32 protein-coding genes are annotated in these 22998 nt (G+C 37.5%); 22 read left to right on the top strand and 10 right to left on the bottom strand.

Annotated elements, in window-relative coordinates; genetic code table 11:
- The first annotated feature begins 130 nt into the window (after positions 1 to 130).
- Together IL355_RS09805 and IL355_RS19315 are read left to right on the top strand one after the other, a co-directional pair.
- The gene (locus IL355_RS09805) at positions 131 to 541 is read left to right on the top strand and encodes a hypothetical protein (RefSeq protein WP_192461977.1); all 411 of its coding nucleotides are present in this window, start codon (positions 131 to 133) and stop codon (positions 539 to 541) included.
- Positions 542 to 561: 20 nt separating this feature from the next.
- Positions 562 to 696 carry a hypothetical protein gene (locus IL355_RS19315; RefSeq protein WP_262892182.1) on the top strand — a complete coding sequence of 45 codons (135 nt, stop codon included), beginning with the start codon at positions 562 to 564 and terminating at the stop codon, positions 694 to 696.
- Between the two features lie 130 nt (positions 697 to 826).
- Here IL355_RS19315 and IL355_RS09800 read toward each other — a convergent pair whose 3' ends face one another.
- On the bottom strand, positions 827 to 1351 hold the full coding sequence (locus IL355_RS09800; protein WP_192461976.1) for a DUF421 domain-containing protein: 525 nt from the start codon (positions 1349 to 1351) through the stop codon (positions 827 to 829).
- 203 nt (positions 1352 to 1554) lie between these two features.
- On the opposite strand from IL355_RS09800, the gene IL355_RS09795 reads away from it, so the two are divergent.
- The 3 genes from IL355_RS09795 (at position 1555) to IL355_RS09785 (ending at position 3216) form a co-directional block, all read left to right on the top strand.
- Positions 1555 to 1998 (top strand): hypothetical protein, encoded by a 444-nt coding sequence (locus IL355_RS09795; RefSeq protein ID WP_192461975.1) that lies wholly within the window; start codon positions 1555 to 1557, stop codon positions 1996 to 1998.
- Positions 1999 to 2083: 85 nt separating this feature from the next.
- Entirely contained in the window at positions 2084 to 2569 is a 486-nt protein-coding gene (locus tag IL355_RS09790; protein WP_192461974.1) for a YciE/YciF ferroxidase family protein, read from the top strand.
- Positions 2570 to 2697: 128 nt separating this feature from the next.
- Positions 2698 to 3216, top strand: coding sequence for a hypothetical protein (locus tag IL355_RS09785; protein ID WP_192461973.1), 519 nt, complete (start codon positions 2698 to 2700; stop codon positions 3214 to 3216).
- A gap of 125 nt (positions 3217 to 3341) precedes the next feature.
- Here IL355_RS09785 and IL355_RS09780 read toward each other — a convergent pair whose 3' ends face one another.
- Complete coding sequence (locus IL355_RS09780) at positions 3342 to 3935, bottom strand: DUF1989 domain-containing protein (RefSeq protein ID WP_192461972.1); 594 nt, start codon at positions 3933 to 3935, stop codon at positions 3342 to 3344.
- Positions 3925 to 4665: a guanitoxin biosynthesis heme-dependent pre-guanitoxin N-hydroxylase GntA gene (gntA, locus tag IL355_RS09775; RefSeq protein WP_192461971.1), complete on the bottom strand. Its 741-nt coding sequence runs from the start codon at positions 4663 to 4665 to the stop codon at positions 3925 to 3927. The genes IL355_RS09780 and gntA overlap by 11 nt, the downstream gene beginning before the upstream one ends.
- 152 nt (positions 4666 to 4817) lie before the next feature.
- Here gntA and IL355_RS09770 point away from each other — a divergent pair, with 152 nt between their 5' ends.
- Positions 4818 to 5273, top strand: coding sequence for a DUF305 domain-containing protein (locus IL355_RS09770; RefSeq protein WP_192461970.1), 456 nt, complete (start codon positions 4818 to 4820; stop codon positions 5271 to 5273).
- Here IL355_RS09770 and IL355_RS09765 read toward each other — a convergent pair.
- On the bottom strand, positions 5270 to 5854 hold the full coding sequence (locus tag IL355_RS09765) for a hypothetical protein (RefSeq protein ID WP_192461969.1): 585 nt from the start codon (positions 5852 to 5854) through the stop codon (positions 5270 to 5272). The two genes, IL355_RS09770 and IL355_RS09765, sit on opposite strands and share 4 nt — an antisense overlap.
- 184 nt (positions 5855 to 6038) lie before the next feature.
- Here IL355_RS09765 and IL355_RS09760 point away from each other — a divergent pair, with 184 nt between their 5' ends.
- Entirely contained in the window at positions 6039 to 6896 is an 858-nt protein-coding gene (locus IL355_RS09760; RefSeq protein WP_225621171.1) for an SDR family oxidoreductase, read from the top strand.
- A 105-nt stretch (positions 6897 to 7001) separates the two neighbouring features.
- On the opposite strand, the gene IL355_RS09755 is transcribed toward IL355_RS09760, so the two are convergent.
- Positions 7002 to 7193, bottom strand: a complete 192-nt coding sequence (locus IL355_RS09755) for a hypothetical protein (protein WP_192461968.1) — start codon at positions 7191 to 7193, stop codon at positions 7002 to 7004.
- Between the two features lie 325 nt (positions 7194 to 7518).
- Here IL355_RS09755 and IL355_RS09750 point away from each other — a divergent pair, with 325 nt between their 5' ends.
- Positions 7519 to 8010: a hypothetical protein gene (locus IL355_RS09750; protein WP_192461967.1), complete on the top strand. Its 492-nt coding sequence runs from the start codon at positions 7519 to 7521 to the stop codon at positions 8008 to 8010.
- 29 nt (positions 8011 to 8039) lie between these two features.
- Positions 8040 to 9860 carry an alpha-amylase family glycosyl hydrolase gene (locus IL355_RS09745; protein ID WP_192461966.1) on the top strand — a complete coding sequence of 607 codons (1821 nt, stop codon included), beginning with the start codon at positions 8040 to 8042 and terminating at the stop codon, positions 9858 to 9860.
- A 66-nt stretch (positions 9861 to 9926) separates the two neighbouring features.
- Here IL355_RS09745 and IL355_RS09740 read toward each other — a convergent pair whose 3' ends face one another.
- The 4 genes from IL355_RS09740 to IL355_RS09725 form a co-directional block, all read right to left on the bottom strand.
- On the bottom strand, positions 9927 to 10577 hold the full coding sequence (locus IL355_RS09740) for a phosphatase PAP2 family protein (RefSeq protein ID WP_192461965.1): 651 nt from the start codon (positions 10575 to 10577) through the stop codon (positions 9927 to 9929).
- Positions 10578 to 10826: 249 nt separating this feature from the next.
- Positions 10827 to 11258, bottom strand: a complete 432-nt coding sequence (locus IL355_RS09735) for a response regulator (RefSeq protein WP_192461964.1) — start codon at positions 11256 to 11258, stop codon at positions 10827 to 10829.
- A 267-nt stretch (positions 11259 to 11525) separates the two neighbouring features.
- Entirely contained in the window at positions 11526 to 11996 is a 471-nt protein-coding gene (locus IL355_RS09730; protein ID WP_192461963.1) for a DUF4199 domain-containing protein, read from the bottom strand.
- 7 nt (positions 11997 to 12003) lie between these two features.
- Entirely contained in the window at positions 12004 to 12369 is a 366-nt protein-coding gene (locus IL355_RS09725; protein WP_192461962.1) for a DoxX family protein, read from the bottom strand.
- 525 nt (positions 12370 to 12894) lie between these two features.
- Here IL355_RS09725 and IL355_RS09720 point away from each other — a divergent pair.
- The 4 genes from IL355_RS09720 (at position 12895) to IL355_RS09705 (ending at position 15943) form a co-directional block, all read left to right on the top strand.
- Complete coding sequence (locus IL355_RS09720; RefSeq protein WP_187456022.1) at positions 12895 to 13116, top strand: hypothetical protein; 222 nt, start codon at positions 12895 to 12897, stop codon at positions 13114 to 13116.
- 425 nt (positions 13117 to 13541) lie between these two features.
- Positions 13542 to 13796 carry a two-component regulator propeller domain-containing protein gene (locus tag IL355_RS09715; RefSeq protein WP_192461961.1) on the top strand — a complete coding sequence of 85 codons (255 nt, stop codon included), beginning with the start codon at positions 13542 to 13544 and terminating at the stop codon, positions 13794 to 13796.
- 456 nt (positions 13797 to 14252) lie between these two features.
- Positions 14253 to 15008: an SDR family oxidoreductase gene (locus IL355_RS09710; protein ID WP_192461960.1), complete on the top strand. Its 756-nt coding sequence runs from the start codon at positions 14253 to 14255 to the stop codon at positions 15006 to 15008.
- A gap of 83 nt (positions 15009 to 15091) precedes the next feature.
- Positions 15092 to 15943: an AraC family transcriptional regulator gene (locus IL355_RS09705; RefSeq protein ID WP_192461959.1), complete on the top strand. Its 852-nt coding sequence runs from the start codon at positions 15092 to 15094 to the stop codon at positions 15941 to 15943.
- 223 nt (positions 15944 to 16166) lie between these two features.
- Here IL355_RS09705 and IL355_RS09700 read toward each other — a convergent pair whose 3' ends face one another.
- Positions 16167 to 16547, bottom strand: coding sequence for a Fur family transcriptional regulator (locus IL355_RS09700; RefSeq protein ID WP_192461958.1), 381 nt, complete (start codon positions 16545 to 16547; stop codon positions 16167 to 16169).
- Positions 16548 to 16627: 80 nt separating this feature from the next.
- On the opposite strand from IL355_RS09700, the gene IL355_RS09695 reads away from it, so the two are divergent.
- The 9 genes from IL355_RS09695 to IL355_RS19440 all read left to right on the top strand — a co-directional run bounded on the left by IL355_RS09695 (position 16628) and on the right by IL355_RS19440 (position 22965).
- Positions 16628 to 17032 (top strand): MerC domain-containing protein, encoded by a 405-nt coding sequence (locus tag IL355_RS09695; protein WP_192461957.1) that lies wholly within the window; start codon positions 16628 to 16630, stop codon positions 17030 to 17032.
- Positions 17025 to 17681, top strand: a complete 657-nt coding sequence (gene folE / locus IL355_RS09690) for a GTP cyclohydrolase I FolE (RefSeq protein WP_192461956.1) — start codon at positions 17025 to 17027, stop codon at positions 17679 to 17681. The genes IL355_RS09695 and folE overlap by 8 nt, the downstream gene beginning before the upstream one ends.
- A gap of 41 nt (positions 17682 to 17722) precedes the next feature.
- The gene (locus IL355_RS09685; RefSeq protein WP_192461955.1) at positions 17723 to 18352 is read left to right on the top strand and encodes an ABC transporter ATP-binding protein; all 630 of its coding nucleotides are present in this window, start codon (positions 17723 to 17725) and stop codon (positions 18350 to 18352) included.
- Positions 18349 to 19653, top strand: coding sequence for an ABC transporter permease (locus IL355_RS09680; RefSeq protein ID WP_192461954.1), 1305 nt, complete (start codon positions 18349 to 18351; stop codon positions 19651 to 19653). The genes IL355_RS09685 and IL355_RS09680 overlap by 4 nt, the downstream gene beginning before the upstream one ends.
- Positions 19643 to 20080, top strand: a complete 438-nt coding sequence (locus tag IL355_RS09675) for a hypothetical protein (protein WP_192461953.1) — start codon at positions 19643 to 19645, stop codon at positions 20078 to 20080. The genes IL355_RS09680 and IL355_RS09675 overlap by 11 nt, the downstream gene beginning before the upstream one ends.
- A 73-nt stretch (positions 20081 to 20153) precedes the next feature.
- Positions 20154 to 20462, top strand: a complete 309-nt coding sequence (locus IL355_RS09670; protein ID WP_192461952.1) for a hypothetical protein — start codon at positions 20154 to 20156, stop codon at positions 20460 to 20462.
- 163 nt (positions 20463 to 20625) lie between these two features.
- Entirely contained in the window at positions 20626 to 21918 is a 1293-nt protein-coding gene (locus IL355_RS19200) for a TonB-dependent receptor (RefSeq protein WP_225621170.1), read from the top strand.
- The gene (locus tag IL355_RS19195; RefSeq protein ID WP_380081227.1) at positions 21894 to 22604 is read left to right on the top strand and encodes a TonB-dependent receptor domain-containing protein; all 711 of its coding nucleotides are present in this window, start codon (positions 21894 to 21896) and stop codon (positions 22602 to 22604) included. Before IL355_RS19200 ends, IL355_RS19195 begins: the two co-directional genes overlap by 25 nt.
- Positions 22582 to 22965: a hypothetical protein gene (locus tag IL355_RS19440; RefSeq protein ID WP_380081226.1), complete on the top strand. Its 384-nt coding sequence runs from the start codon at positions 22582 to 22584 to the stop codon at positions 22963 to 22965. Before IL355_RS19195 ends, IL355_RS19440 begins: the two co-directional genes overlap by 23 nt.
- The last annotated feature ends 33 nt before the right edge of the window (positions 22966 to 22998 follow it).

The following is a 22998-nucleotide window of genomic DNA, read 5'->3' as shown; positions in this document are numbered from 1 at the left end:
TAAATCTTTTTTTAAATTTTGAGAGGCATAATTTGTGCATTTTTTGTCTGAAAGGATTACAACTCATTTCTTTTGGGATACACCTGTTAACAGCCCAGGTTTAATTTAGGCTTTTATTAATTATTGGGGTATGGAATCACAAGATAACTTGGCCCTTCACTTGGGGCTAATATTAAAATACAATGATAAGTCTATCGAAATATATAAGTTGATACATGATCAACTTTCTGATGAAACGGATACTGAATTGACCTATAGAAAATTTAGGGAACGGGATATATTTTCAAAGGAACTGAAGACAAGTTTGGAATTCGCCGGAATTAACGCCACTATAGGCGATGACATCGAAAATCAAAAGACCGAAGTTATTGAGGTTGATGGGAATTTAAAAAAGAAGGCGATGGAGTATGATCGGCTTACGGCAGACCAGTGCGCCATGGCCTTAACCCATGCAGATTTACCCTTTGCGGTATCTACCATCCTCAGAAACCAACTCACTACACTAAGAAATGATGTTGGGGAATCAACGGAACAACTCTAATAATCAAATAAATCAGCGTTATGAAAAATGTATTTAAAAACGTCAGCCCAAGTATCACTTCACAGGAAAGTGATAAGCCTGAAGAAAATATCCTTCCTGTTAGTACGGCAAGAATAGGAAAAGTCTGGTCACTTAATGAGATTTTGGGCAAATAAGCAAATTGATGGTAGTGCTATTTAGGAAGAAAACATTGATTGTGTAGAACTATAAACTTTTGTTCTGAACAAGACGTACTAAGGACAATAGGCATCTCAAAATTTGGTTGGAGTAAAGTCAGAAATATGCTCAAGACCTATTGACTCCTTTCAATAACCAATCATCTAACTGCGTATCTTCATCATTTTTATGAAGTACACTTATGTCTCCTGTACTTTCAAACACAACTGCAAGTACTTCTTCGGTAGAAGCCACATTGGCCTCTCTCAATTTGGAACGTAGGTCGCTTTCGGTCACACGGGCTTTTTTCAGGTTATCATGAATAATTTCCTTCCCATCCATCAAAAGAAGGGGAGAGTTATCCACAATTCTTTTTATGAAGTTTAACCTTCGACCGATGGCGACTGCAATCTGCAAGCAATAGATACTGGCCAACCCAACAATTCCGTCAATTAAGTTCACCGAAGGGGAAAGTATGGTTGAGGCAATTACCGATCCTACGGCCACCGTCATGGCAAAATCAAAACTAGACATTTTCGAGAAACTTCTTTTACCCGCTATTCGAGTAAAAAGTATCACCATGATATAAATACCCACAGCACTTAGGATAATACGATAGGTAGTGGGTATGTTCAATTGTAATAATTCAGTCATTTTTCAAATTTTTAGTAATAGCGTCAAAATAGGCATATTAGATTTTTAAAGGACTCCTTATCACTTAAGAAAATAATACAATAAATTTAGAAATCCTTTAAAGGATAAAAACTCGAATTATAAATAGAGACAACAAAAATCGTAATCAGGTTAATAGGGTTGATAATAGATTATTAATTTTTCCATGACTTAACCTTTTACAAATGAATTTATTGATTGTTCTTCTGGCCACAGGTTTGGCCACTATTGTCATGACTATTTTTAGCCATGTACTATCATGGTACACTGCGTACGTTTTTAATGAAGCCCATCTTTTAAACCTATTGTTCGATAATGCCAAGGAATCAAAAAAAAGAAGGAAAAATATAAATCATATTAATGGTTGGTTGGTTCATATTGCCATTGGTTTAGGAATGGCCATCGGTCTGTATTTTGCGTATCTAACTCCATTTTTAATGAATAATTTATTAAAAGCTATTGCATGGGGAATTCTGGCCGGCGCATTGGGAATCATCGGGTGGTGCTTACTTTTTAATGTGTATGATAAGCCAGAAAAGACTTCATTGAAACCTTTTTTTGTTCAATTGGTTATCGCACATATCCTTTTTGCCCTTACTTGTTTTATAGTTTTTAAATTCTCTCATTGAGAATAATTAATCTTTTTTTTGAATCAATCAATGGTAGTAAATAGGGATAATTTCAACAAAGAATTTAACCCTTAAATATACTGTTATGAAAAATTTGGAACAATTATTTATACATCAATTAAAAGACCTGTTCAGCGCAGAAAGTCAACTAGTAGATGCTCTGCCTAAAATGGCAAAGAAAGCGACAGATAGTAAGTTGAGAAAGGCCTTTGAGGATCACTTGGAGGAAACAAAAGTGCAGAAGAAGAGGATAGAGGAAATTTGCAAGGAGTTCAATGTTTCTCCCAGTGGAGAAAAGTGTAAGGCTATGGAAGGATTGATTAAGGAAGCCGAGCACTTTATGGAGGAAGTACAGGATGAAAACGTAATGGATGCGGGACTCATTGCAGAGGCGCAAAGAGTTGAATATTATGAAATTTCAGGTTATGGAACGGCGGTTAGATATGCCAAAGAGTTAGGTCATAAAGAGGTGGCCAAAAAACTTCAAGAAACGCTTGATGAAGAATATGCGGCCGACAATAAATTAGATAAGTTGGCAGAAACACGGTTAAATAAGGCCGCACTATCGTAAAACCATTTCCACTGAGTTTTGGGGCACCCTTGGGTGCCCTTTTTTTTACTGCAATTTGCACTAAAAGTTTGGTTTTTTCAGTCACTACCAATGACCTAAAATCCTGAATTTTATAAAAAAGAAGAAACATGACACATGATAATAATCCATTGGAGCTGTATGGGTTAGAGAGGTCTCATATACCTTTTGGGAAACTTAAGAACCATACAGATTCATTGAACATTCCAGAAAATTTAAAAGAAAATTTTATTGCCTTTTGCGATAGTCAAAGACAAACCTGTTCCTATTCCATAGGTGTTTTTGATAAAATGGAGATTTGGAGAACTCCTTACGAATTATATTATGCACTCTATGAATTTGCACATAACTCCTGTAAGGACTATAACTGTAGTAAATATTTTGCCTTTTTCAAATATGAGGAAATATTAGAATCTTCAAATCAGGGGGAAACTGCAAAAACGATGCTTGAGAAACTGTATGATTTGGAAAAAAAGGTAGGGGGACAAAAAGTGGATTCTTTTGATGCGGAAAAAGGCAATTCCGTTAACCTAAGGCTGTGGGGAAAAAAGATTATGGTGAGGTTAAATAATTCTTATAAAAACCTAGAGGTAAATTACCCATATCTTGAATTTCACTTAGACCATTAGTCTCATGTAATTGAATTGTTTTCAAAAAAGTTATCAATTTAGAATGGAAGCCCTTAAGGCTCAATAATTTAAAGACCTGATTCCAAAATTGGAATCAGGTCTTTATTTTTTAATTCAAAATTGAATTATTTCAACTTGGATCTAATTTGAAACTGAATCGGTTTGTAAGACCCGTTGTTTGATGAGGCTGCCGAGCAAGCGGTAAGCGCAACTATGCAATCCATATGCGCCTGCAAGATTATATAATCTCCCGGTTTTGCCAACGGGGGCTCTACGCTGATAGCTCCATTTTTTGAGACGGGTACGTTCATAAAAATGTTGAACGCAACGGGGATGTGATTGTTTGAAATATCGTATCGCTTAAGATTCTTATATAAGTTTTTTCTACAGGAGGGGCCATCGCTAAAATCTTGATAAAAATGTTCCATGGTACGATTGCAACAGGGGGCTAGTAAATAATCGTGCGTGCCACAGGTGTCTTCGATAATCTCGAACATTTTATTACTTTCATTACTGTACAAAGAGTTGCCTTTGGTCAAAAATATACTTTCCTCGTAGTCGAATGTTTTTCCATTGAACATATATTCCGAGGTATTATCGGCATTAAATGCAACCATGTCAGACACTTGCTCACCATCAGGACAAATTACTTTTAGATACTCGCCTTTTTTAATTTTGAAGGAGGCCCCACTTTTAGGGGCAATGGTTTTAATGTTCATATGCATATTTTTTCGCCTGTTTTGCTAAAAATGGACATTTCCAGTCAGGTTCAACCTTTCTTCCCGAATATTGTGCGGCCTGAGAACCTTGGCCGAAATCTGCCAGCATCGGGTTAATTGACCCATCAAATTTTATTTCACGGTCCCTGGTAGCCTTTTTCATGATCTCGTATCGACCTTTTTTCCTAAGCTCATCAAACTGCGCTTGCAGGTTAAATGCAATAATAGGATACTTGGATTTTCTTGCTCTGCGACTACTCTTGGGATGCATTCCCACCATAAAAAATGCCTTTCCGCCAAACGAAAACGAAAAATCCGGACTGTTCGCCTCGTAGTCTACGGATGTCGCCCATTCAGAGGTATCGATTTCATGGAGATTTTGTGCCAGGTTCCATAGCTGCTCTTCAAATTCAACTTCATCCGTTATCTGTATGTGCGGAAACACCGCCAAATAGGTTTGTAAATTACTGGCCTTGCCATCCATAAAATCAATATAGTTTTCCAGACCGAGAGCTAACTTTTTGATGTCTTCCTGCCCTTCCATGGTTTTAAAAACACCAATGGAGAAGGTCTTTCCATTAATGGCAGCTTGTGCACCAACGCAGGGATAACCTTCCTGTAAAATAAATTTTTCGATATCCTGAAATATTATACGTTCCTCCTTGGAATAAAAATCTGGTGAGGAATGAATCGATTTGGCATCGACATAGTATGTAGGTGATTTTCTCATAGTTTCAATTTTTGAAACATAAATTTCCGACTAGCAATTTTTGTATTCCAACTCGAAACCATCAATTTGTAGCACGTTCGCATTAACATTCTTCGATTGGGTCATTTACTTTTAAGACACATTTAATGAGATAAAAAATAAAACCGATTGAGATGGAATTATCCAGATATACCAAGTTTTTTCTAATGCTGTTGTGTTCGGCCCTATCTATGTACATAACGATGTACTTTAATACCTATGAGCTCGGTCACGTGTTTTTTAGTGTGACCCGGTTATATATGACCTTAATAGGTGTAGGCGGTATGGCCATTGTAATGTTCCTTTTTATGAGAGGCATGTATACTTCAAAGAGGAAAAATAGGATGATAGTTGGCTTAAGTTTGTTGATAATGGGTGTCTGTACATTTTTGGTAAGGACCCAAAAACCTATTGGGGATTTAGGATGGATGAAAGCCATGATACCCCATCACTCTATAGCCATACTGACCAGTGAAAGGGCAAATATCAAAGACCCTGAAGTGCAAAAATTGTCCAAGGATATCATCGAGGCCCAGAGAAAGGAAATAGCACAGATGAAAAAAATGATCGAAAGATTGGAAGGTGATTAAAATTCCAATAATTCCAGCGGGGTTTTCAAAAGGGTGGCAAGATATTCCGGGTAGCCCATGGATTGCCTTAAGATCAGCTCATGTTTCCTCAAAAGGTTCTTCAATATTTCACAATGGGTTTCGGTTTTTTCTATGGTCCATTCTACGGCAAGGGAAAAACTGATCGAACCGTCAATGGACAGTTCCGTATACTCTATTTGCATACCAGCTGGCTTCTCGCCCTTCTCGGCGAGGGTTAATTGGCCCTCTGCATCAAAATGGACAAGCCTACGACGTTTTTTTACATCATGCCAATGTTCGGGGGAGTGAAGGTCTATTTCTGAATCCACTTGCCATTTGATCCAGTTCTCCAGATACCCGCTGCTCTTGCCAATTTTAATTCGGGACCTGGGGGTAGATGTCCTTTTTTTTATTTCGAGCAGATTGTCCCTTAATTTAAGGTTGATATCCCCACATGGGGTATGTAAATAGGTGTCGATCCTAGTTTCATCGATAACGTAATCCTTAAATTCGTTTTTAAAAGTTTCTTCTATTGATTTTAATCTTGAAGTACTGAACCACCTAATTTCCTGTGTTGTCATTGCCCTTGGATTTTAAACTAAAATTCACGATTTCTTATATGGAAAATGAATGCGAAGAGCAAAATAAATAGCTCAAATTGTACGGGGTCGTAAATATTTCGGGTAGCGTCAATAAAAGTAATTTTCGGAGTCAAATTTAAGGTTGGCCAAGTTTAACTTAGAATGAACGTTAAAATAAAATTCTATGGAAAATATAGGTATGGACAAATCAGAAAGCCAAACTGCCCAACCCGGGATAGAGCAGGTTATGCACCCTGAGCCATTGAATATACGGGCAAACTACCGTGGCAGCGAAAAGCTAAAGGGAAAAACGGCCCTGATAACAGGAGGTGATAGCGGAATCGGTAAAAGTGCGGCACTCCATTTTGCTAGGGAAGGTGCAAATGTTGCCATTGTTTACTTGAACGAGGACCAAGATGCCCGGAATACCCGATCAGAGATTGAAATGGAGAGCCAAAACTGTCTATTATTGAAAGGTGATGTCAAGGATGAGGAATTTTGTAACCGTGCGGTCCAACTTACAATTCAGGAATTTGGAGGTTTGAACATTGTTGTGAACAACGCGGCAATGCAATTTCCCGAGGAGAATTTGGAAGATATTCAAATCGAAAATCTTAAGACTACTTTCGAGACCAACATCTATTCCTATTTCTTTTTGACCAAAGCGGCCATCGGGCATTTAGGTTCGGGAGATGTTATTATCAATACTACATCGGTAACGGCCTATCGTGGATCGGAACATCTCATAGATTATGCAAGTACAAAAGGTGCCATTGTTTCCTTTACAAGAAGTTTGTCGAAATCCTTGGCCAATAAAGGGATACGGGTCAATGCCGTGGCGCCCGGACCTATTTGGACACCGCTGATTCCTGCAACTTTTGAAGGGGAACAATTGGAGAAATTCGGTAAGGATGTGCCCTTGGGCAGACCGGGGCAACCTGCGGACTTGGGACCTGCCTACGTTTATTTGGCATGTGAGGATAGTAGTTATATGACCGGACAGGTGCTACATATCAATGGAGGAGAGATTATTGGAGGTTGATGTAAGGACGTTATAATTAAAAAGTTCCATGTTCATTGAACATGGAACTTTTTAATACTATGATTACGAAAACTAGTAGAAATTATACATTGGCGGCCGTTTTAACTAGACTTCAACAAACATCAAATAAAAAGCGACGATTACAAAGAGTATCGCAACCACTACTATAGTTGTAAGCGGGAATTTATTTTCTGTTTTATTGGTTGTCATATTTTGAACACTTCCATCATTTTTTTGTTTCGTATCAACGGGAGAGCTATCAGTCGCCTTCCATTCCGTTTTATCCATTTTCTCCATACTTTATGCTTTAGCTGTTTTTAATTCTATTACGTAAATTAAAATTTCGCCATTGAGAACATTAACTTCTTTAATCATTTTTTTGGTCACATGACTAAAGCAAGTCTAGTATTTAGAACTTTAACTAAATTTCTGTCATTTTGAAGATAACTGGAATCATTTCAATGAGTTCTGCTTTTTATATAAGGTATATGTAGTTGATAGTCAAAACTTTATCATGAGAATGTTTTCGTCTAATAACTTTTATTCGCTTTAAAATTTTTGTGCTACTAAAAAGGTTTTTAAAGTCAATTTCAGACTTGCAGAGTGCTGAAATTGCACCGCTATGAGAAGCCAATTTTTAGATTTACGAGTATATAATAAGTTACTTCAATTAGTAGATCAATCTTATCTTTTGATTGACGCTCTAGAAGTATTTTTGGTTCGGTTTGATGATCCCTTTGAAAAGAAAAAAGGCATTACTCAAAGAATAAAATTTCAAACGGAATTCTGTAAGTCGCTTGAATTTGAATTGAACCAATCCACAGTGCTACCAAGAAAAAGTGTCTACCGCAAACCCGCTGTCAAATGGCTTGATACAGATCTTTTATTTAGTTGTGTATCCGTTCATGAGGGAAAAGAACTAGTTCTTGAATCAGATCAAAAGCAAATTGATTATTGTATGAATTTAATGCAGCATTTGAAGATGGATATTAAAGTGCATCTTCTCATGATCGAGTATTTAGATTTTTTGGTTGCACTACATACCGAAGGGGAAGTGATGTATTCAACTTCCAATTTAACGCTTGAAAAAAGAAATGAGAAAATAATGGTTTAAGGGGCTAAGGCCTATAAATAAGAATTGCTATGGAAGATATGAATAATTTGACGGCCGAAATGGCCATTGAGAAATCAGCAGGAATGGGGGCTATCCTTAAAGACGGACGGACTACATTCAGGGTTTGGGCTCCACATGCCACCAAAGTTTGTGTTAGTGGTTCGTTTAATGATTGGAGCAGAAAAAGTTTAGATCTTCAACAAGAAGAAAACGGATACTGGGCCGGTGTGTCAGATGAACCCAAAGAAGGGGACGAGTATAAATACATCATCCAAAATGGAAATAAAGTATTGGAAAGAAATGACCCATATGCTTTTGAAGTAACCAATAGCAATGGCAACTCGGTAATCAGAACACTTGATTTTGATTGGGAAGATGGTGATTTTAAGATGCCGTCTTGGAATGAACTGGTTATTTATGAGTTACATGTTGGAACCTTCAATAGAAAAAATCCCGATCAGGTGGGTACTTTTAAGGATGTCATTGAAAAGTTGCCATATTTAAAGAAGTTGGGGGTTAACTGTATAGAGTTGCTTCCTGTGGCGGAATTTGCCGGAGGGATATCTTGGGGGTACAATCCTGCGCATCCTTTTGCCATAGAGCAAGATTATGGCGGACCGAACGGACTTGCCAATTTTGTAAACGAGGCCCATAAGATGGATATTGCCGTTATAATGGATGTGGTGTACAATCATTTTGGGCCTTCCGATGTAGATTTATGGCAGTTTGATGGTTGGCATGAGAATGACAAAGGCGGAATCTACTTTTATAACGATCACCGAAGTGATACGCCTTGGGGCGATACACGTCCCGATTATGGGAGACCCGAGGTACGTCAATATCTGCGCGATAATGCGCTCATGTGGATTGAGAAATACCATTGTGATGGTTTAAGAATGGATGCAACGTCATACATAAGATATGAGGGCGGCGGCCTCGGATATGATACCGAAATTGAAGAAGGTAATATTCTCATGAGGGACATTAATGCCGAGTTGCAGGAGAAGTACCCGCACGTATTAACAATTGCAGAAGATTTAAAGGGAGATCATAGGGTAACCAATGATTTTATGGATGCCGGACTAGGATATGGAACACAATGGGACATGGCATTTGTACATCCAGTACGTGAGGTTTTGCAAGACACCCATGATGAAGGTCGCGATGTTCAAAAAGTGATAGATGCCCTTTGTTTTCAATACAGTGGCGATTATTTCAAAAGAGTGGTCTACACTGAATCTCATGATGAGGTAGCTAACGGAAAAGCCCGTGTACCCGAAGAAATTCAACCTGGGGATGCAGAAAGTGATTTTGCTAAAAAGAGGGCAATACTCGGTATTGTCTTGACCCTTACCGCTCCTGGAATACCAATGCTTTTTCAAGGACAGGAGTTTATTGAAGATGAGTATTTTCAAGATACCGAGCAACTTGACTGGGAAAAATTTGAAAAGCACAAAGGCATATATAAAATGATTTCGGATATCGTTAAATTGAGAACGGGTGAACTTAAGGGCGCCTTTGGCTTACGGGCCCAAGGTATTCAGATAACACATTTTAATCCTGAAAATAAAATTTTAGCTTATATAAGAGATGAAGTTGGAGGCGGTGAGCAGCCAGTTTTAGTCGTTCTTAATTTTAGCAATAAGGAATTTGAGAAGTACCACATTGGCGTTAGCGAGCATCAAAACTGGAAGTTGCGTATAAATGCAACTTGGAACGGGTATGATGAAAGTTTTCAAGGGCTTGAGGTGACATCGCAAATGAAGAAACTAAAAAAAGAAACCGATAATAGCGAATGGACTGGTGAACTGAACATACCTGCCTATGGAGCCCTTATTTACACCTTGTAGCGAAAATTATTAAGAATACGCAAAAAAGGCCCTCAGGGGCCTTTTATATTTTAGGCTAGGATTTACTTAGGTCAAAGGGTCCTTGCGGAAGATTTCGATCAGGTTATAGATCAGGATACAAAAAACAACCCAAATCATACCGGCTATCCAACCACCTAGTACATCAGAAGGAAAATGTACTCCTAAATAAACCCTGCTAGTACCAATACTTAATATTAATAGGAATGATATTGCTATAATAGCCGTTTTCATCCATATCTTCAAGGTAGATTTATAAACAAGGTAAATTAGAAAACCGTAAAAGGCCATGGAGCTCATGGCGTGTCCGCTAGGGTAGCTAAGGGTTTTGACGGTTACCAAATGCTCCAAGTCTGGTCTGGCCCTATCATAGGCTCGCTTAAGTAAAACATTAGAAATGGTTGCCAAAAGTAAAACCGCGGTCACCTCATAAAGAAGCGCCCATCTCTTGGTAGTTAAATAAACTACGAGTGCACAAAGAACAAGAATTACGGCATATCCTTGAATATCACCAATATCTGTCACAAAGACAAAATATGAATTGAGTAGGGGAGTTCTGTAGGAGTGAATTTCATTGAATACAGATTCATCGAAAGTACCCAAAAGATCACCTTTCACCAAGGAAGATAATTCTACGAAAAGATTAATCCCAATAATAAACAAAATAAGGGAAACAGTTGCCGTTATTAGGTAGGGCATCTTTTCTCGGTTCCCAGATTTGAAAAATGCCCGCAGGCTTACAATTAGATTATATAACTTTTCACTGACCATAATATATCTAATGAAAAGGGGACAAATAAATGTCCCCTCTCAGACTTTAATTGTTCCCCACAAACAATTAATGTTTTAGTATAATGCGAATTAACGATTAATTGAAATTAAAGCAGTTCTTTATCAATATTGCCTTTAACTCAAAAAAACTAAGTGTAAAATAGGATAACTAGTTAGTTAAGATAGAATCACAAACTCTTTATCACTATAGGCATGCTCTGGTTCCAAAGATTTTACAGACTGATATAAGAGCGTTTTAAGTACATTGAAAGATGAGGGCTTTTGTAAATACCTATTAGCGCCATCTTCCTCTAATTGCCTAACTTCTCTCTCATGGTAACTAGTAGAGTACACTACAATTTTGATATTAGAAAATTTATTGAAATTTCTGATATCCGTTAGGCACTCAAATCCGTCCATTAAGGGCATTCTTAAATCTAAAAATATGATGTCCGGTAATTTTGAGGAAGAGAATAAATCGTCCATAAGGTCTATTCCATTGGAAAACACCCTGGTGGTGCAACTTAAGGGAATTTCGGCAAGTGCATCCAGAAAGAATTCTCGGTCATCTTCATCATCTTCGGCAATATAAATCAAGTAATCTTTCACAGGCGTTTTTTAGTTCATCCTCTGTTGAAGCAATACAACATTTAGTTCAGTTGCAAAAAAGCATATTAGCATGTATATAAAGGTCTTTTATAAAATAAATTTTAGCTCCATAGGTTCAACTCCCAAGGATACTCATATACAACTATACGTAAAAATAGGTTTATTTCTGAAAACAGCCCTTTCTAACATAAACCAATTAGGTGCAATACAAGAATAAATTATGTAAAAGCATTTGATGAAATCGGACGAAAATAATCCAAGACCGCATTATTCAGTCACTACTTTTAACATGTCTTTCTTTTTACTAGTATTGGAGACTTTAAATAGTTGCATGAAGGCTAATGTCAATACCAAAGAGGTAGCAAATCCCATAATAGCTACGGTAAACGGCACAATACCTTCAAAACTCAAATTTTTAAACCATTTTTGGGACAGAGCTGCTAGAAAATCCGGATTTATCTCAGTAGCGTAAAGGGTGAAGAAAATGGCGAAAATTAAAGTGGCCATAAAACCGGTGATTATTCCTGTTTCAAAACCCTTTCGGTAATTGAAGGACTTACCCTCTTCCAGTTTTCTATACTTTATGGCCTCATAAATTGCAAATCCCGTTATGACAGCATTGAAAATACTATAAGCAATGTTTGTATGCAATTCAAACAATGCCAGAACTAGAAAATAGGCGATTAACGATCCGCTTGTGGCCAGGCCAAACCGGATAGGTAGTGTAAAATTTCTCATAATGTTATTATTGATTTAATATTAAGATTATTGATAGAATTAAAAATGTAATGGCAGGAATAGATTTTTTAAAATCATCCTTTATTTTAATATGCATTGCAATGGCACCCAGCATTAATATGGCCATTGGCGCGGCTCCGTATAAAAGTAAATGGGGAATCCATATAGATATGAAAATTAAAGTGGCCGCTAACAGCTTTAAGCCACCTACCATGTAGAGTATGGGTACGCTCAAACCGTAATTGGCAAACTCTTCTTTCATGGATGAGGCAGCGCCACCACGATAGGGAGTAGGTTTATTAAAACGAAAAATCCAAACATTCACTATACTAATAAAGATGAAAGCCTTGATGACCATAAATAGATATTCCATATCCTTTACTTTAGGTTGTTACAGTAGATTTATTCTGTATTAAAAGAGTACTTGAAAACAGAACTCTATGTTCTAGTCTGATTTCCCACTTCAAACTCTTAGATTTCTTGATATATATCTGATATCTAGGAGTTGTATGTTTTTGCTTTATTGATTTAATAATTTATAATACTTAAGTTTTTAATGACGAATTTCAATACACTAGAACCATAAATCTCTGCAGATATCGCTACTGTCATTTAGTGTTACACTATACCCTTAAAACCATTATTCTCATGGGACCATCAAATTTGTTTAACAAAAACGTAATAAAATTAAACAAAAAATTTTCTTTGAGTGAACTGATTTGAGCAAAAAATTGAAACCTTCGCTAAAATGGTTTGCGTAGAGTGGGGTAGAAAAATGGCGAAATATTAGTCGTTTGACACTTATCAAAATTATTGTTAATTAAATATTAATTGACTAGAACTTCTTTTTAAATTAATTTTTGTTCAATAAATTCATTTTAAAATTAAACAGTTTGTTATGGAGTTACTATTAAGAGCTGACGAATTTGAGAAGAGACCAATGAGTCACATGTCAACAAGTGACCGCATTAATGCCTCAAGGGAGGCTAAGGAGTTAGTATTGGCCATAAATGAAATTTATAAGAAAAGTAAGGATGGTAAATTGATGGAAGTAATGAAGAGGATTACTGCTAAAAAGCGTAAAATTGAAAAACGCTTAAAAGGAAATCCACTTACATAAAATTTAAAGGGGGCTGCTTATTTTCTCTGTTACCCCTTTTATATGCAGCCCCTTTCCTTAAATCGTAACTTTAAAAATGCTAAAAGACTTTTGCTTTTAAGTAACAACTCCATCTCACGGTTGGTTAAAAGTGAAGTTAGGTGTATTGACAATATAGGAACTTGTTTAAATACTTCTTCGACTTAATATTGAGTTTCTACCATCACAATTTCAACACAGTAAAATTACCTGTTTACACTTTCTAATTGTACTTGATTAAAATTTTATAATCCACCTCCTCATTGAATATGGTATTGTAAGTCCAATTTTTTTTCGGCTCTATTTTTTTGTTTTTTGCTTGAAACAAACCAAATATAAAATCATATCTTCTACACATAAAATCATTTAATCCATAGGCCGATTTCGGAAATTGGCATTTTAGTAAGATGAATTCCCTCCACACATACAAGTACATTTTCCAGAGGCAAAAAATCGGTATTTTTCAAATCCGTATTCCAAAAAAATATTCCCTCTCAACTTTCTTATTGGCTTTTGCCATACTTTTTTCCATCCCGGCAAAAAGTCAAGAAAATTTTCATTTTGAACATTTAGGAACAGATGAGGGAATGTCTCAAAGTGATGTCAATTGCATCTATCAAGATTCCTATGGCTTTATGTGGTTCGGTACCCATGAAAATTAGATAGTCTTATAATATGTATTTATTCCTTGACCAAATGACTTGCCTTTAAAATAATCGGCTCCCTTTTTTGGGGTTTGCAAGCAGAAAAAATAAACAATAGGAACAGAGTTAAAGCCAAGAAAATAGCTTTTAGACCTGATTTGAATTCTGGTGAATAGATAGTGGACAAAGTTGTGGTTTCTTCTTTTTTCTGTGGAAAATCCAGGATTTTGAAAATACTAAAATTGTCAACCTACTGCAAATTCATTTAGGGTAATTATGTGTCAATTTATTGATGGAAGATCTATTATAATTCAATTTTTTTTTAGGGAGACTATCCCTCGAGTTTCCGAAAGTTCTTAAAAGATTCCCAATCCGTGATTTGTTTCATTATTTCCCTTTTTTGTGTCAGTCCGGCACTACCGCCTGCCCTTACCTTTGTACCCAAGTTTTAAGTAAATAAATCAAGAACATTTTATGAGTTTAGAAAATAATATTAAAGGAAAAGTAGTAGTAATTACAGGTGCCAGTAGTGGGTTAGGTGAAGCTACCGCACGTCATTTAGCTGCCAAAGGGGCACACGTTGTATTAGGTGCCAGAAGAGAAGATCGTTTACAGAACATTTCGGAAGAAATCAATTCCAAAAACGAAGGTAAGGCGGCATACATTGCAACAGATGTGACCAAAAAAGAAGACGTACAAGCTTTGGTGGACAAGGCGGTAAGTGAATTTGGTAAAATTGATGTAATTGTCAACAACGCTGGTTTGATGGCTATAGCACCCATGAGCGAGGTGAAGGTAGATGAGTGGGACCGTATGATAGACATCAACGTTAAAGGTGTATTGTACGGGGTAGCAGCTGCTCTGCCAATTTTCCAAAAGCAAGGGTCCGGTCACATCATTAACTTATCTTCTGTAGCAGGAGTAAAGGTCTTTAGTCCGGGAGGTACCGTATATAGTGGAACCAAGTTTGCTGTACGTGCCATTTCGGAAGGGTTGCGCCACGAAGTGGGAGGTAAAATTAGGACTACCTCCATTGAGCCAGGGGCCGTTGATTCTGAATTAAAACATGGCAGCTCGCATAAAGAGAGTTTGGAAAATGTAGGAGAGTTCTATAATAATTTGGCCATTCCTTCAGATTCCGTGGCTAGAACTATAGCTTTTGCGATTGAGCAACCAGCAGATGTAGACGTGAACGAAATTATATTAAGGCCAACAGCGCAGGATTTCTAAAATTATCTTAGTTGTAAGTTTAAATAAGAATTGTAGACTGTAGTGCTATATATAGCATTACAGTCTATTTTAGTTTAAAAAGGATGACGCATTTTAAAAGTTTAAGGGAATTCAATCGGTATGTTGGATATATGGCTCCAAAAAAGGACCTAATAGATGTGGTAAAGTATGATGAGTTCCAAAATCTACGTCTAAAAAGTGAACCCATCAGCACAGATTGGTACATGATGGCCTTTAAACGTAATGTGACCGGTCTGCACTGTTTTGGAAGTACGGAGTTCGATAGGGATGCCGCCTTCTTATATTTTGTAAAACCCAACCAAGTTTTTGAATGGAATGCCTTAGAGCCTTGGAAGGGCTATCATATGCTAATTTCTCCTGTGCTCTTACAGGAATACAACATTGATTTTAGCTTTTTTCAGTATGAGATTGGAGAGGCTTTGTTCCTTACCGAAGATGAACAGCAACAGTTAGAAACCCTTTATGAACAAATTCTAACGGAATACAAAAAGGACACCTACGAGATGGATTTGCTCATTGCCTACAGCAACCTCATTTTCACCTATATTGGCAAATGCTATAAAAGACAATTTGAAACGCGGCAACCCTTGTACAATAAAGTAGTGGTGGATTTTAAAAAGGAGCTGAACAGTTATTATGCGGAGGGAAATACCCAATTACCATCCGTCAACTATTTTGCCGAAAAATTGAACCTTTCGGTAAACTATTTTGGTGATTTAATCAAGCACCATACCGGTAAAACGGCATCCGAACTAATACAGGAAAAAATCATAGCCGAAGCCAAACATCAATTACAGGGCTTTGACAAATCCATTGCGGAGATTGGATATAATCTGGGGTTTGAATATCCAACCTACTTTTCCCGATTGTTTAAAAAACATACGGGAGTAACGCCCTCGCAATATAGAAAGTGATTTTGTAGTTGCGTTTTGGCTTTTTTATATTGAAATCTATATCTGGTCGTAGTCTGCACTAATTTGCCTGCTGTTTGTCAAACTCCGCCTAAAAAGTGTGCCATCTAAGATTTTAGTTGATATCGCTTACTTTTTACTCCAAATTGAATAGAACTAAATTAAAATGCGATGTTTTATCCTTAAGAAGTAAGAAATATTGAGGGTAATTACTAAAACAGTAACCTTAAGATGTACATCGTTCACAGGTACCCGTTAAAAGCAATTGGGCTTGCGCTATGTTCTTATTTGGCAGTTTAGGAATGGATATTTCGTAGGATACACACTCTACCTTTCCGCAGGAGGTACACTGAAAATGCGGATGTACGTCTACATGTTCCGTATGGGAACAGTCTTTACATTTGGCATAATGCTTTAAACCGTTTACGCCTAAAAAGGCATGTACTTTACCTTCGTCTTCCAAACGGTCCAATATTCTATAAATAGTAGACTTGTTCATTTGTTCACTAAATTTTTCTACTAGATCAACAACGCCAATAGCTTCTTTGGTGCTGTTAAAAAACTCTGTAACCAACTGAACGGACTTAGTATTTCTAATGACTCCCATATCACAAAATTAGCGCAATATGGTTGCAATAACAATTTTTTAATTTTATTTTTGCAACTGAGTTGCATTAAAAAGTTGTTATGAATTTACTTTTAAAGAAGCCGGATGTTTGGGGTGCTTTTGCCAGTGGTCTGTGCTTGGTGCATTGTGTGGCAACACCTTTGCTATTTGTTTTGCCCACATGTATTGGAGATTGTGAGAGTGTGGCCCCTGTTTGGTGGAAACAATTTGACTATATTTTTCTGGTCATCTCATTTTTGGCCGTATTTCAATCGACAAGAACAACAGGTTCAACCTTTATCAAATTCGGCATGTGGTTCAGTTGGATGTCACTGGTGGGTTTGTTGGTCAATGAAAAGTTTGAAGTTGTTCATTTACCCGAAACCTTCGTGTTCATTGCTTCCATTTCCTTGGTAGTCCTTCACCTGTATAATAGAAAGTTTTGTAAGTGTAAAACTGATAATTGCTGTTCTGTCAATGGATAAGGAAAAAATAGACCTTTTAGGAGATAATCACGTGGCTACAAGTGTTGATACGCCCATGTTGGCTACAGCATTTGATAAGAGCGATGACGAAAAAATTGAGAAAATCCAATTTCATTTTGGCAAGATAATGGAGGAACTAGGTCTTGACCTTACGGACGGTAGTTTGTCCGGAACCCCGTATCGTTTCGCTAAAATGTATGTGAAGGAGTTGTTTTACGGTCCTGACCCAAAGAACAAACCAAAGCTTTCCGTTTTTGAAAATAAGTATGGTTATAAGAAAATGTTGGTGGAGCAGTATATCACCATTGATTCTTCTTGCGAACATCATTTTTTGCCCATTACCGGGCACGCCCACATTGCCTACGTACCTAAAGATAGGGTAGTGGGTCTCTCTAAAATAAATAGGTTAGTTGATTATTACGCCCACCGTCCGCAAGTGGAGGAAAGACTCTCTCTTCAGATTTTAAAGGATTTACAGTCGGTTCTTAAGACCGATGATGTAATCGTCATGATTTCGGCCAAACATCTTTGTGTTTCTTCCAGAGGAATCAAGGACAAGGACAGTTTTACCACTACTTTGGAGTATGGAGGTTGTTTTGAGGAGGCCACTAAGAGAGAAGAATTCTTTAATATTGTTCAAAAAAACTAATACCACTGTTTTAAACTAAAATACGTTTCGTAATTCCTCTTATGATTCAAATCAGGAATCTGGCATATCAATACACCTCGCATACTCAAATTCTAGAATTTCCGGATATTGAGTTAGGTGCTCATGAACATTTACTTGTCTTGGGTAAATCCGGTGTGGGAAAAACCACCTTATTACATTTAATCGCCGGATTGTTACGGTCCCAACAAGGTGAAATCTCCATTGGAGAAACTAAACTAAGTGCCCTATCCAGTAGAAAACTAGATCAATTTAGAGGAAAGGAAATAGGCCTGGTTTTTCAGAATAACCATGCTATCCGTTCCTTAAACGTATTTGAGAATCTAAAAGCTCGTTTGTTTTTTGCCAAAAAACCAATAGATATAGAGCGCATTCAACATTTATTGCACCAATTGGATATTGAGGAATGCATTGCTAAAAAAATAAATCAGCTGAGTGAAGGTCAATTGCAAAGACTGGGCATAGCACTTGCTGTTGTGCACCAACCTCAATTAATTTTGGCAGACGAACCTACATCTAGCTTGGATGATAAAAATTGTGAGTTGGTCATGCAGCTGTTACTGGAACAGGCAAAGAACAATCATGCCAATTTAATGGTAATTACCCATGACCATAGAATAAAGCCAATGTTTAATAACCTTATTACGTTATGAATAATTGGAAAATTAGCCTTCGAAATTTACTTCACAAACCTCTGTACGCTTTTTTGGCTATTTTTTCATTGGCCATAAGTATAGGTTTATTATTGTGTATTCAACAACTTGATGCTTCGGTCAAAAACCAATTCGAGAATGGCCTAGGAAAAGTAGATATGGTTATTGGGGCCAAGGGTAGTCCTTTGCAACTGGTTCTATCCTCGGTTTTGCATATTGATAATCCTACGGGTAATATCCCCTATGCCCAAGCAAAAAAGCTGGCTAAAAACCCCATGGTTAAAAGTGTAGTACCTATTTCCTACGGGGATAATTTTAAAGGCTACAGAATAGTGGGTTCCAGTAACGACTACGGGAGTATTTTTGATGCCGAAATTTTGGAAGGCAGGGAAGTAAAAACCAGCATGGAGGCCGTTCTGGGGGACGAGGTAGCCCAAAAACTTAACCTAAAGCTGGGAGATACTTTTGTAAGTTCGCACGGTCTGACCGAGAATACTATAGAGGAACACGATCAAGAATTTACGGTCGTTGGCATTTATAAACCCACCTATAAAGTCATTGATAGGTTAATTGTAACCCCGCTTGAAAGTATATGGGAGGTACATAATCATGGTCATGAAGAAAATGATGATCATGGAGAAGGCCATATACACGAAGAACATGATCATGCAGGAGACAAACATGATGAATATCATCATGATAAAATTGATCAACATGATGACCATGTGCCTGTAGATAAGAATGAAAACTTGAACAAGGAGGTTACTTCTCTCTTGGTATCTTTTAGAAACCCTATGGGCTACATAGCCATGTCAAGAAACATCAATGAAAATACAGATATGCAGGCAGCCCTACCCAAATTTGAATTGGACCGTCTATTTAAATTCACAGGAGTTGGGGTAAAGGTCGTTTCCTGGATAGCCTACATTATATTGCTTATTTCCTGTTTGACAATTTTTATAGCACTTTATAAAATGGTTAGGGAAAGAGCCTTTGATTTGGCACTAATGCGTACCTATGGTACCAGTAATCTACAATTGTTCGGAATTATAGCTTTTGAAGGTATTTTCATGGTTTTGATATCCATTTTTCTTGGGTTTGTATTCTCACAACTTGGACTGCAATTGATTATAGGCATATTTAAGGTACAGTTTCAACAAGAGATACAATTAACATTTCCAACAATGCAGATGGTCCGGACCCTTGTGATTGTTTTGGTTACTTCTGTTCTGTCCATTTTTATGGCTATGGTACCTTTGTTGCAGATGAATATTTCAAAAATTATAAGTGATGAAAAATAGGATTCTTTGTTTGCTGTTTATGCTAACTACTGGTGGATTGTTTGCGCAAGTAGACCTCACATGGGAAGATTTGGCCAAAATCAGCTATACGGAAAAGTATTTTGCTGCCTATGATTCAAATTTTTTATATCCGGAGTTTAGTAAAGAAATTACCAATTTGGAAGGCAAAGAGGTAACCATTGCCGGATACTTTCTGGATATGGACCCGAACGGACAATTATTAATACTTTCCAAGAATCCTTTGGCATCCTGTTTTTTTTGTGGCAATGGGGGACCGGAGACGGCCATTGAAATACAATTTGATTCCAAACCGGATTTTCAGACAGATGATATTGTATTGATAACCGGAAAGCTAAAACTTAATAAGGATGATATTGAGCATTTTAACTATATCCTTACGGATTGTTCCGGTTTTAAATTAAAATAATTAATTGAACTCTAACTTCGTCCATCCTTTAATGGCCTTAGTTAGAAAAGTAGTAAAAATATAGTCCCAAAACATGACAATAGAAACTAGAAGAACAATCTCCTATTTGTTTCTAGCCTTTTTCCTAATGATGGAACTGGGCAGTCTTCATGTGTTTGCCCATGAGGATGGGGCCTCCATGGAAGATTGCGATATCTGCCATGTTTTGGAACTAAATCACCAAACCCCTGTTGTACCAACAAATACGGCAGAAATCTCTTTTGAAAATCCGGAGATTCCGTTTCAGGAGAAAATTCAATTTTGGTATACTTCCAATCACGGTCTTGGTTATTGTTCTTATAACCAATTTTCACGACCTCCACCCGTACTTTATTCCCTCTGAACACATTGGATTTCACAGTCTGCGGTCAACCTAAATATCAATGGTTGATAGGTTGCGGCTATTCCAATGCTTTATGTGAGTTACTAAATCACAACCTGTACCCATAACTCTCAGGGTACAGTCTACATTTTATTATAAGAGTATGGCTTTTAAAAAGCTCTGTATGCTGCTTAGCATTTGCCATGGCATGTATGCTTTTGCACAAGAACCCCTGAAAATAAGGGGAAAGGTAATGGATTCATTATCCAAGGCACCCCTTGCCGGGGTTACCATTATAGGAAAATATGATTATGCTGTTTCTAACGAAATGGGGGAATTCTCACTTCAAATAAAAAATTCGGAAATGGTAAAGGTATCACATATTGGTTATGCTAGCACCCAAGTACAACTTTCACAGAAAGATACCACCACATGGAACATTTTATTGAGACCATCCAATACAGTGTTGGACGAGGTAACCGTAAGGGGAAAGACAGAACAGCGTGAAGCACAGGAAATGGCAACTGTATCCGTAGAAATAGATGAAGAATTCTTGCACGCTAACAGGGAAAATAGTTTGATGCAGACTTTAAGAAAAATTCCTGGTGTAAGTACCATGACCATTGGTTCCGGTCAATCAAAGCCTACGATTAGGGGGCTTGGTTTTAACCGGGTGAGTGTGGTTCAAAACGGAATCAAGCATGAAGCACAGCAATGGGGCAGTGACCATGGTCTGGAAATTGACCAATACGGCTTGGAGGACATTAGGATAGTCAAAGGCCCCGCCTCACTTATGTACGGGTCTGATGCTATTGCCGGTGTTGTTGATATTTTGCCTCCAAAAGTCCCTGAAATGAATTCCTTTAGTGGGGAGGTAAATCTATTGGGTGAAACCAATAATGACCTTTTGGCCATTTCCGCAGGAGTCCAGAGTCGAAAGGAAAAATGGTACTACAGGGCTCGTTTAACTTATAGGGACTATGCAGATTTTAAAGTGCCTACGAAACGTATCAATTATGAAAATTACATTTTTGAACTACATGAAAACAATCTAAGAAATACAGCGGGGCAAGAGGCAAATGGTAGTTTTAGCATTGGATTTATAGGGGAAAACTTTAAGTCAGAGACTTTTGTTAGTAACGTAAATGCAACGAACGGTTTTTTTCCCAACGCACATGGTTTGGAGGTGCGTTTGTCCAGAATTGATTATGATGCTTCGAGTAGAGATGTAGACCTACCGTTTCATAAAGTGAACCACTTTAAAATTACCCATAATACAACCGCATATTTAGGAGATCACACTTTTCAGTTTGATTTAGGATTTCAAAACAATCAAAGGGAGGAACAATCAGAACCTGTGCCCCACGGATATATGCCTACACCGCCGGATAGTCGTGAGCGTATATTCACAAAAACACCTACACGGCCAATGTACGGGATTTATATAAGACGGTGGGCGGCCACACCCTATCTCTAGGAATTAATTCAGAGTTTCAAAATAACAATATTGGAGGATGGGGATTTTTGATTCCTGCATATGATCGCTTTACTGGAGGCCTATTTGTTTTTGACCATTTTGAGTGGAATGAAAACTTGCATTTGCAAGGAGGTTTGCGATATGACCTAGGGTGGCTAAGGACCAAAAACCATTATGATTGGTTTCAATCGCCGGTGGACAATGCAGATGGAAGTACCTCCAATATATACCTTCAACGTGCAAGCGATACCTCCTTGAACTTTAAGAGTTTTAGCGGCTCTTTAGGTCTAAGTTACATTCATGGCAATACAACTTATAAGATAAATACCGGTAAAAGTTTTAGAATGCCTTTGGCGCATGAACTTGCTTCGGATGGTTTCAACTACCATATGTACAGGTACGAAAGGGGAAATTTAAATTTAAATCCGGAAGCTTCCTACCAATTGGATGCAGAAGTGTCTCATGTAGCCAGTGGTTTTTCCGTTGGAATTAGTCCTTTTGTCAACTTTTTTGATAATTACATATATCTCAACCCTACTTCAGACTATAATGAGACCTTACAAATTTATGAATATACGCAGGCCAGGGTATTTAGGGTAGGGGGAGAAGTCAATCTGGGAGTGGATGTCACTTCTAATTTACACATGGACACTTCTGCGGAGTATGTTTTTTCCAAGACAGAATAGTGGTCCAAAGGAGGGTTTCACCATCCCTTTTTCCCCACCGCTAATAGGAATGGTATCGGCCAATTATTCCATGGGCGATTTTAGCTTTTTTAAAGATTTACATCTGAATGCCGATTTACGGATAGCTGCCGGGCAAAGGGAAATTGTGCCACCAGAGGAAGTAACCCAGGGCTACCAAGTAATCAATTTGTCCGCCATGGGCAAAATAAACCTTTTTAAAAACGAAAATCCGACTCTTTTCAGGATAAAGCTCAATAATATTTTCAATACGGAATATTACGACCACACCAGTTTTTACAGGCTCATAGATGTGCCTGAGGCAGGCCGTAACCTTTCCGTTTCAATCACCTTGAACCTTTAATTAATCATTTATTTACAAACACAAATTCTTATT

This window comes from Euzebyella saccharophila (genome assembly GCF_014855495.1).
Lineage (GTDB): Bacteria > Bacteroidota > Bacteroidia > Flavobacteriales > Flavobacteriaceae > Euzebyella > Euzebyella saccharophila.
The sequence above is the reverse complement of the archived record's forward strand: the minus strand, read 5'-3'. Positions and strand labels throughout refer to the sequence as shown.

Excerpts from the sequence above, each read along its gene's own strand:
- IL355_RS09700 (WP_192461958.1), bottom strand. The coding sequence starts at position 16,547 with ATGGGAGTCATTAGAAATACTAAGTCCGTTCAGTTGGTTACAGAGTTT.
- IL355_RS19200 (WP_225621170.1), top strand. The coding sequence starts at position 20,626 with ATGCTGCTTAGCATTTGCCATGGCATGTATGCTTTTGCACAAGAACCC.
- IL355_RS09710 (WP_192461960.1), top strand. The coding sequence starts at position 14,253 with ATGAGTTTAGAAAATAATATTAAAGGAAAAGTAGTAGTAATTACAGGT.
- IL355_RS09675 (WP_192461953.1), top strand. The coding sequence starts at position 19,643 with ATGAAAAATAGGATTCTTTGTTTGCTGTTTATGCTAACTACTGGTGGA.
- IL355_RS09795 (WP_192461975.1), top strand. The coding sequence starts at position 1,555 with ATGAATTTATTGATTGTTCTTCTGGCCACAGGTTTGGCCACTATTGTC.
- IL355_RS09750 (WP_192461967.1), top strand. The coding sequence starts at position 7,519 with ATGAGAAGCCAATTTTTAGATTTACGAGTATATAATAAGTTACTTCAA.
- folE (WP_192461956.1), top strand. The coding sequence starts at position 17,025 with ATGGATAAGGAAAAAATAGACCTTTTAGGAGATAATCACGTGGCTACA.
- IL355_RS09730 (WP_192461963.1), bottom strand. The coding sequence starts at position 11,996 with ATGAGAAATTTTACACTACCTATCCGGTTTGGCCTGGCCACAAGCGGA.
- IL355_RS09760 (WP_225621171.1), top strand. The coding sequence starts at position 6,039 with ATGGAAAATATAGGTATGGACAAATCAGAAAGCCAAACTGCCCAACCC.
- IL355_RS09680 (WP_192461954.1), top strand. The coding sequence starts at position 18,349 with ATGAATAATTGGAAAATTAGCCTTCGAAATTTACTTCACAAACCTCTG.
- IL355_RS09705 (WP_192461959.1), top strand. The coding sequence starts at position 15,092 with ATGACGCATTTTAAAAGTTTAAGGGAATTCAATCGGTATGTTGGATAT.
- IL355_RS09725 (WP_192461962.1), bottom strand. The coding sequence starts at position 12,369 with ATGGAATATCTATTTATGGTCATCAAGGCTTTCATCTTTATTAGTATA.
- IL355_RS09745 (WP_192461966.1), top strand. The coding sequence starts at position 8,040 with ATGGAAGATATGAATAATTTGACGGCCGAAATGGCCATTGAGAAATCA.
- IL355_RS09685 (WP_192461955.1), top strand. The coding sequence starts at position 17,723 with ATGATTCAAATCAGGAATCTGGCATATCAATACACCTCGCATACTCAA.
- IL355_RS09785 (WP_192461973.1), top strand. The coding sequence starts at position 2,698 with ATGACACATGATAATAATCCATTGGAGCTGTATGGGTTAGAGAGGTCT.
- IL355_RS09765 (WP_192461969.1), bottom strand. The coding sequence starts at position 5,854 with ATGACAACACAGGAAATTAGGTGGTTCAGTACTTCAAGATTAAAATCA.
- IL355_RS09800 (WP_192461976.1), bottom strand. The coding sequence starts at position 1,351 with ATGACTGAATTATTACAATTGAACATACCCACTACCTATCGTATTATC.
- gntA (WP_192461971.1), bottom strand. The coding sequence starts at position 4,665 with ATGAGAAAATCACCTACATACTATGTCGATGCCAAATCGATTCATTCC.
- IL355_RS19440 (WP_380081226.1), top strand. The coding sequence starts at position 22,582 with ATGTTTTTTCCAAGACAGAATAGTGGTCCAAAGGAGGGTTTCACCATC.
- IL355_RS09790 (WP_192461974.1), top strand. The coding sequence starts at position 2,084 with ATGAAAAATTTGGAACAATTATTTATACATCAATTAAAAGACCTGTTC.
- IL355_RS09755 (WP_192461968.1), bottom strand. The coding sequence starts at position 7,193 with ATGGAGAAAATGGATAAAACGGAATGGAAGGCGACTGATAGCTCTCCC.
- IL355_RS09670 (WP_192461952.1), top strand. The coding sequence starts at position 20,154 with ATGACAATAGAAACTAGAAGAACAATCTCCTATTTGTTTCTAGCCTTT.
- IL355_RS09780 (WP_192461972.1), bottom strand. The coding sequence starts at position 3,935 with ATGAACATTAAAACCATTGCCCCTAAAAGTGGGGCCTCCTTCAAAATT.
- IL355_RS09695 (WP_192461957.1), top strand. The coding sequence starts at position 16,628 with ATGAATTTACTTTTAAAGAAGCCGGATGTTTGGGGTGCTTTTGCCAGT.
- IL355_RS19315 (WP_262892182.1), top strand. The coding sequence starts at position 562 with ATGAAAAATGTATTTAAAAACGTCAGCCCAAGTATCACTTCACAGGAA.
- IL355_RS09715 (WP_192461961.1), top strand. The coding sequence starts at position 13,542 with ATGAATTCCCTCCACACATACAAGTACATTTTCCAGAGGCAAAAAATC.
- IL355_RS09770 (WP_192461970.1), top strand. The coding sequence starts at position 4,818 with ATGGAATTATCCAGATATACCAAGTTTTTTCTAATGCTGTTGTGTTCG.
- IL355_RS09805 (WP_192461977.1), top strand. The coding sequence starts at position 131 with ATGGAATCACAAGATAACTTGGCCCTTCACTTGGGGCTAATATTAAAA.
- IL355_RS09740 (WP_192461965.1), bottom strand. The coding sequence starts at position 10,577 with ATGCCCTACCTAATAACGGCAACTGTTTCCCTTATTTTGTTTATTATT.
- IL355_RS09720 (WP_187456022.1), top strand. The coding sequence starts at position 12,895 with ATGGAGTTACTATTAAGAGCTGACGAATTTGAGAAGAGACCAATGAGT.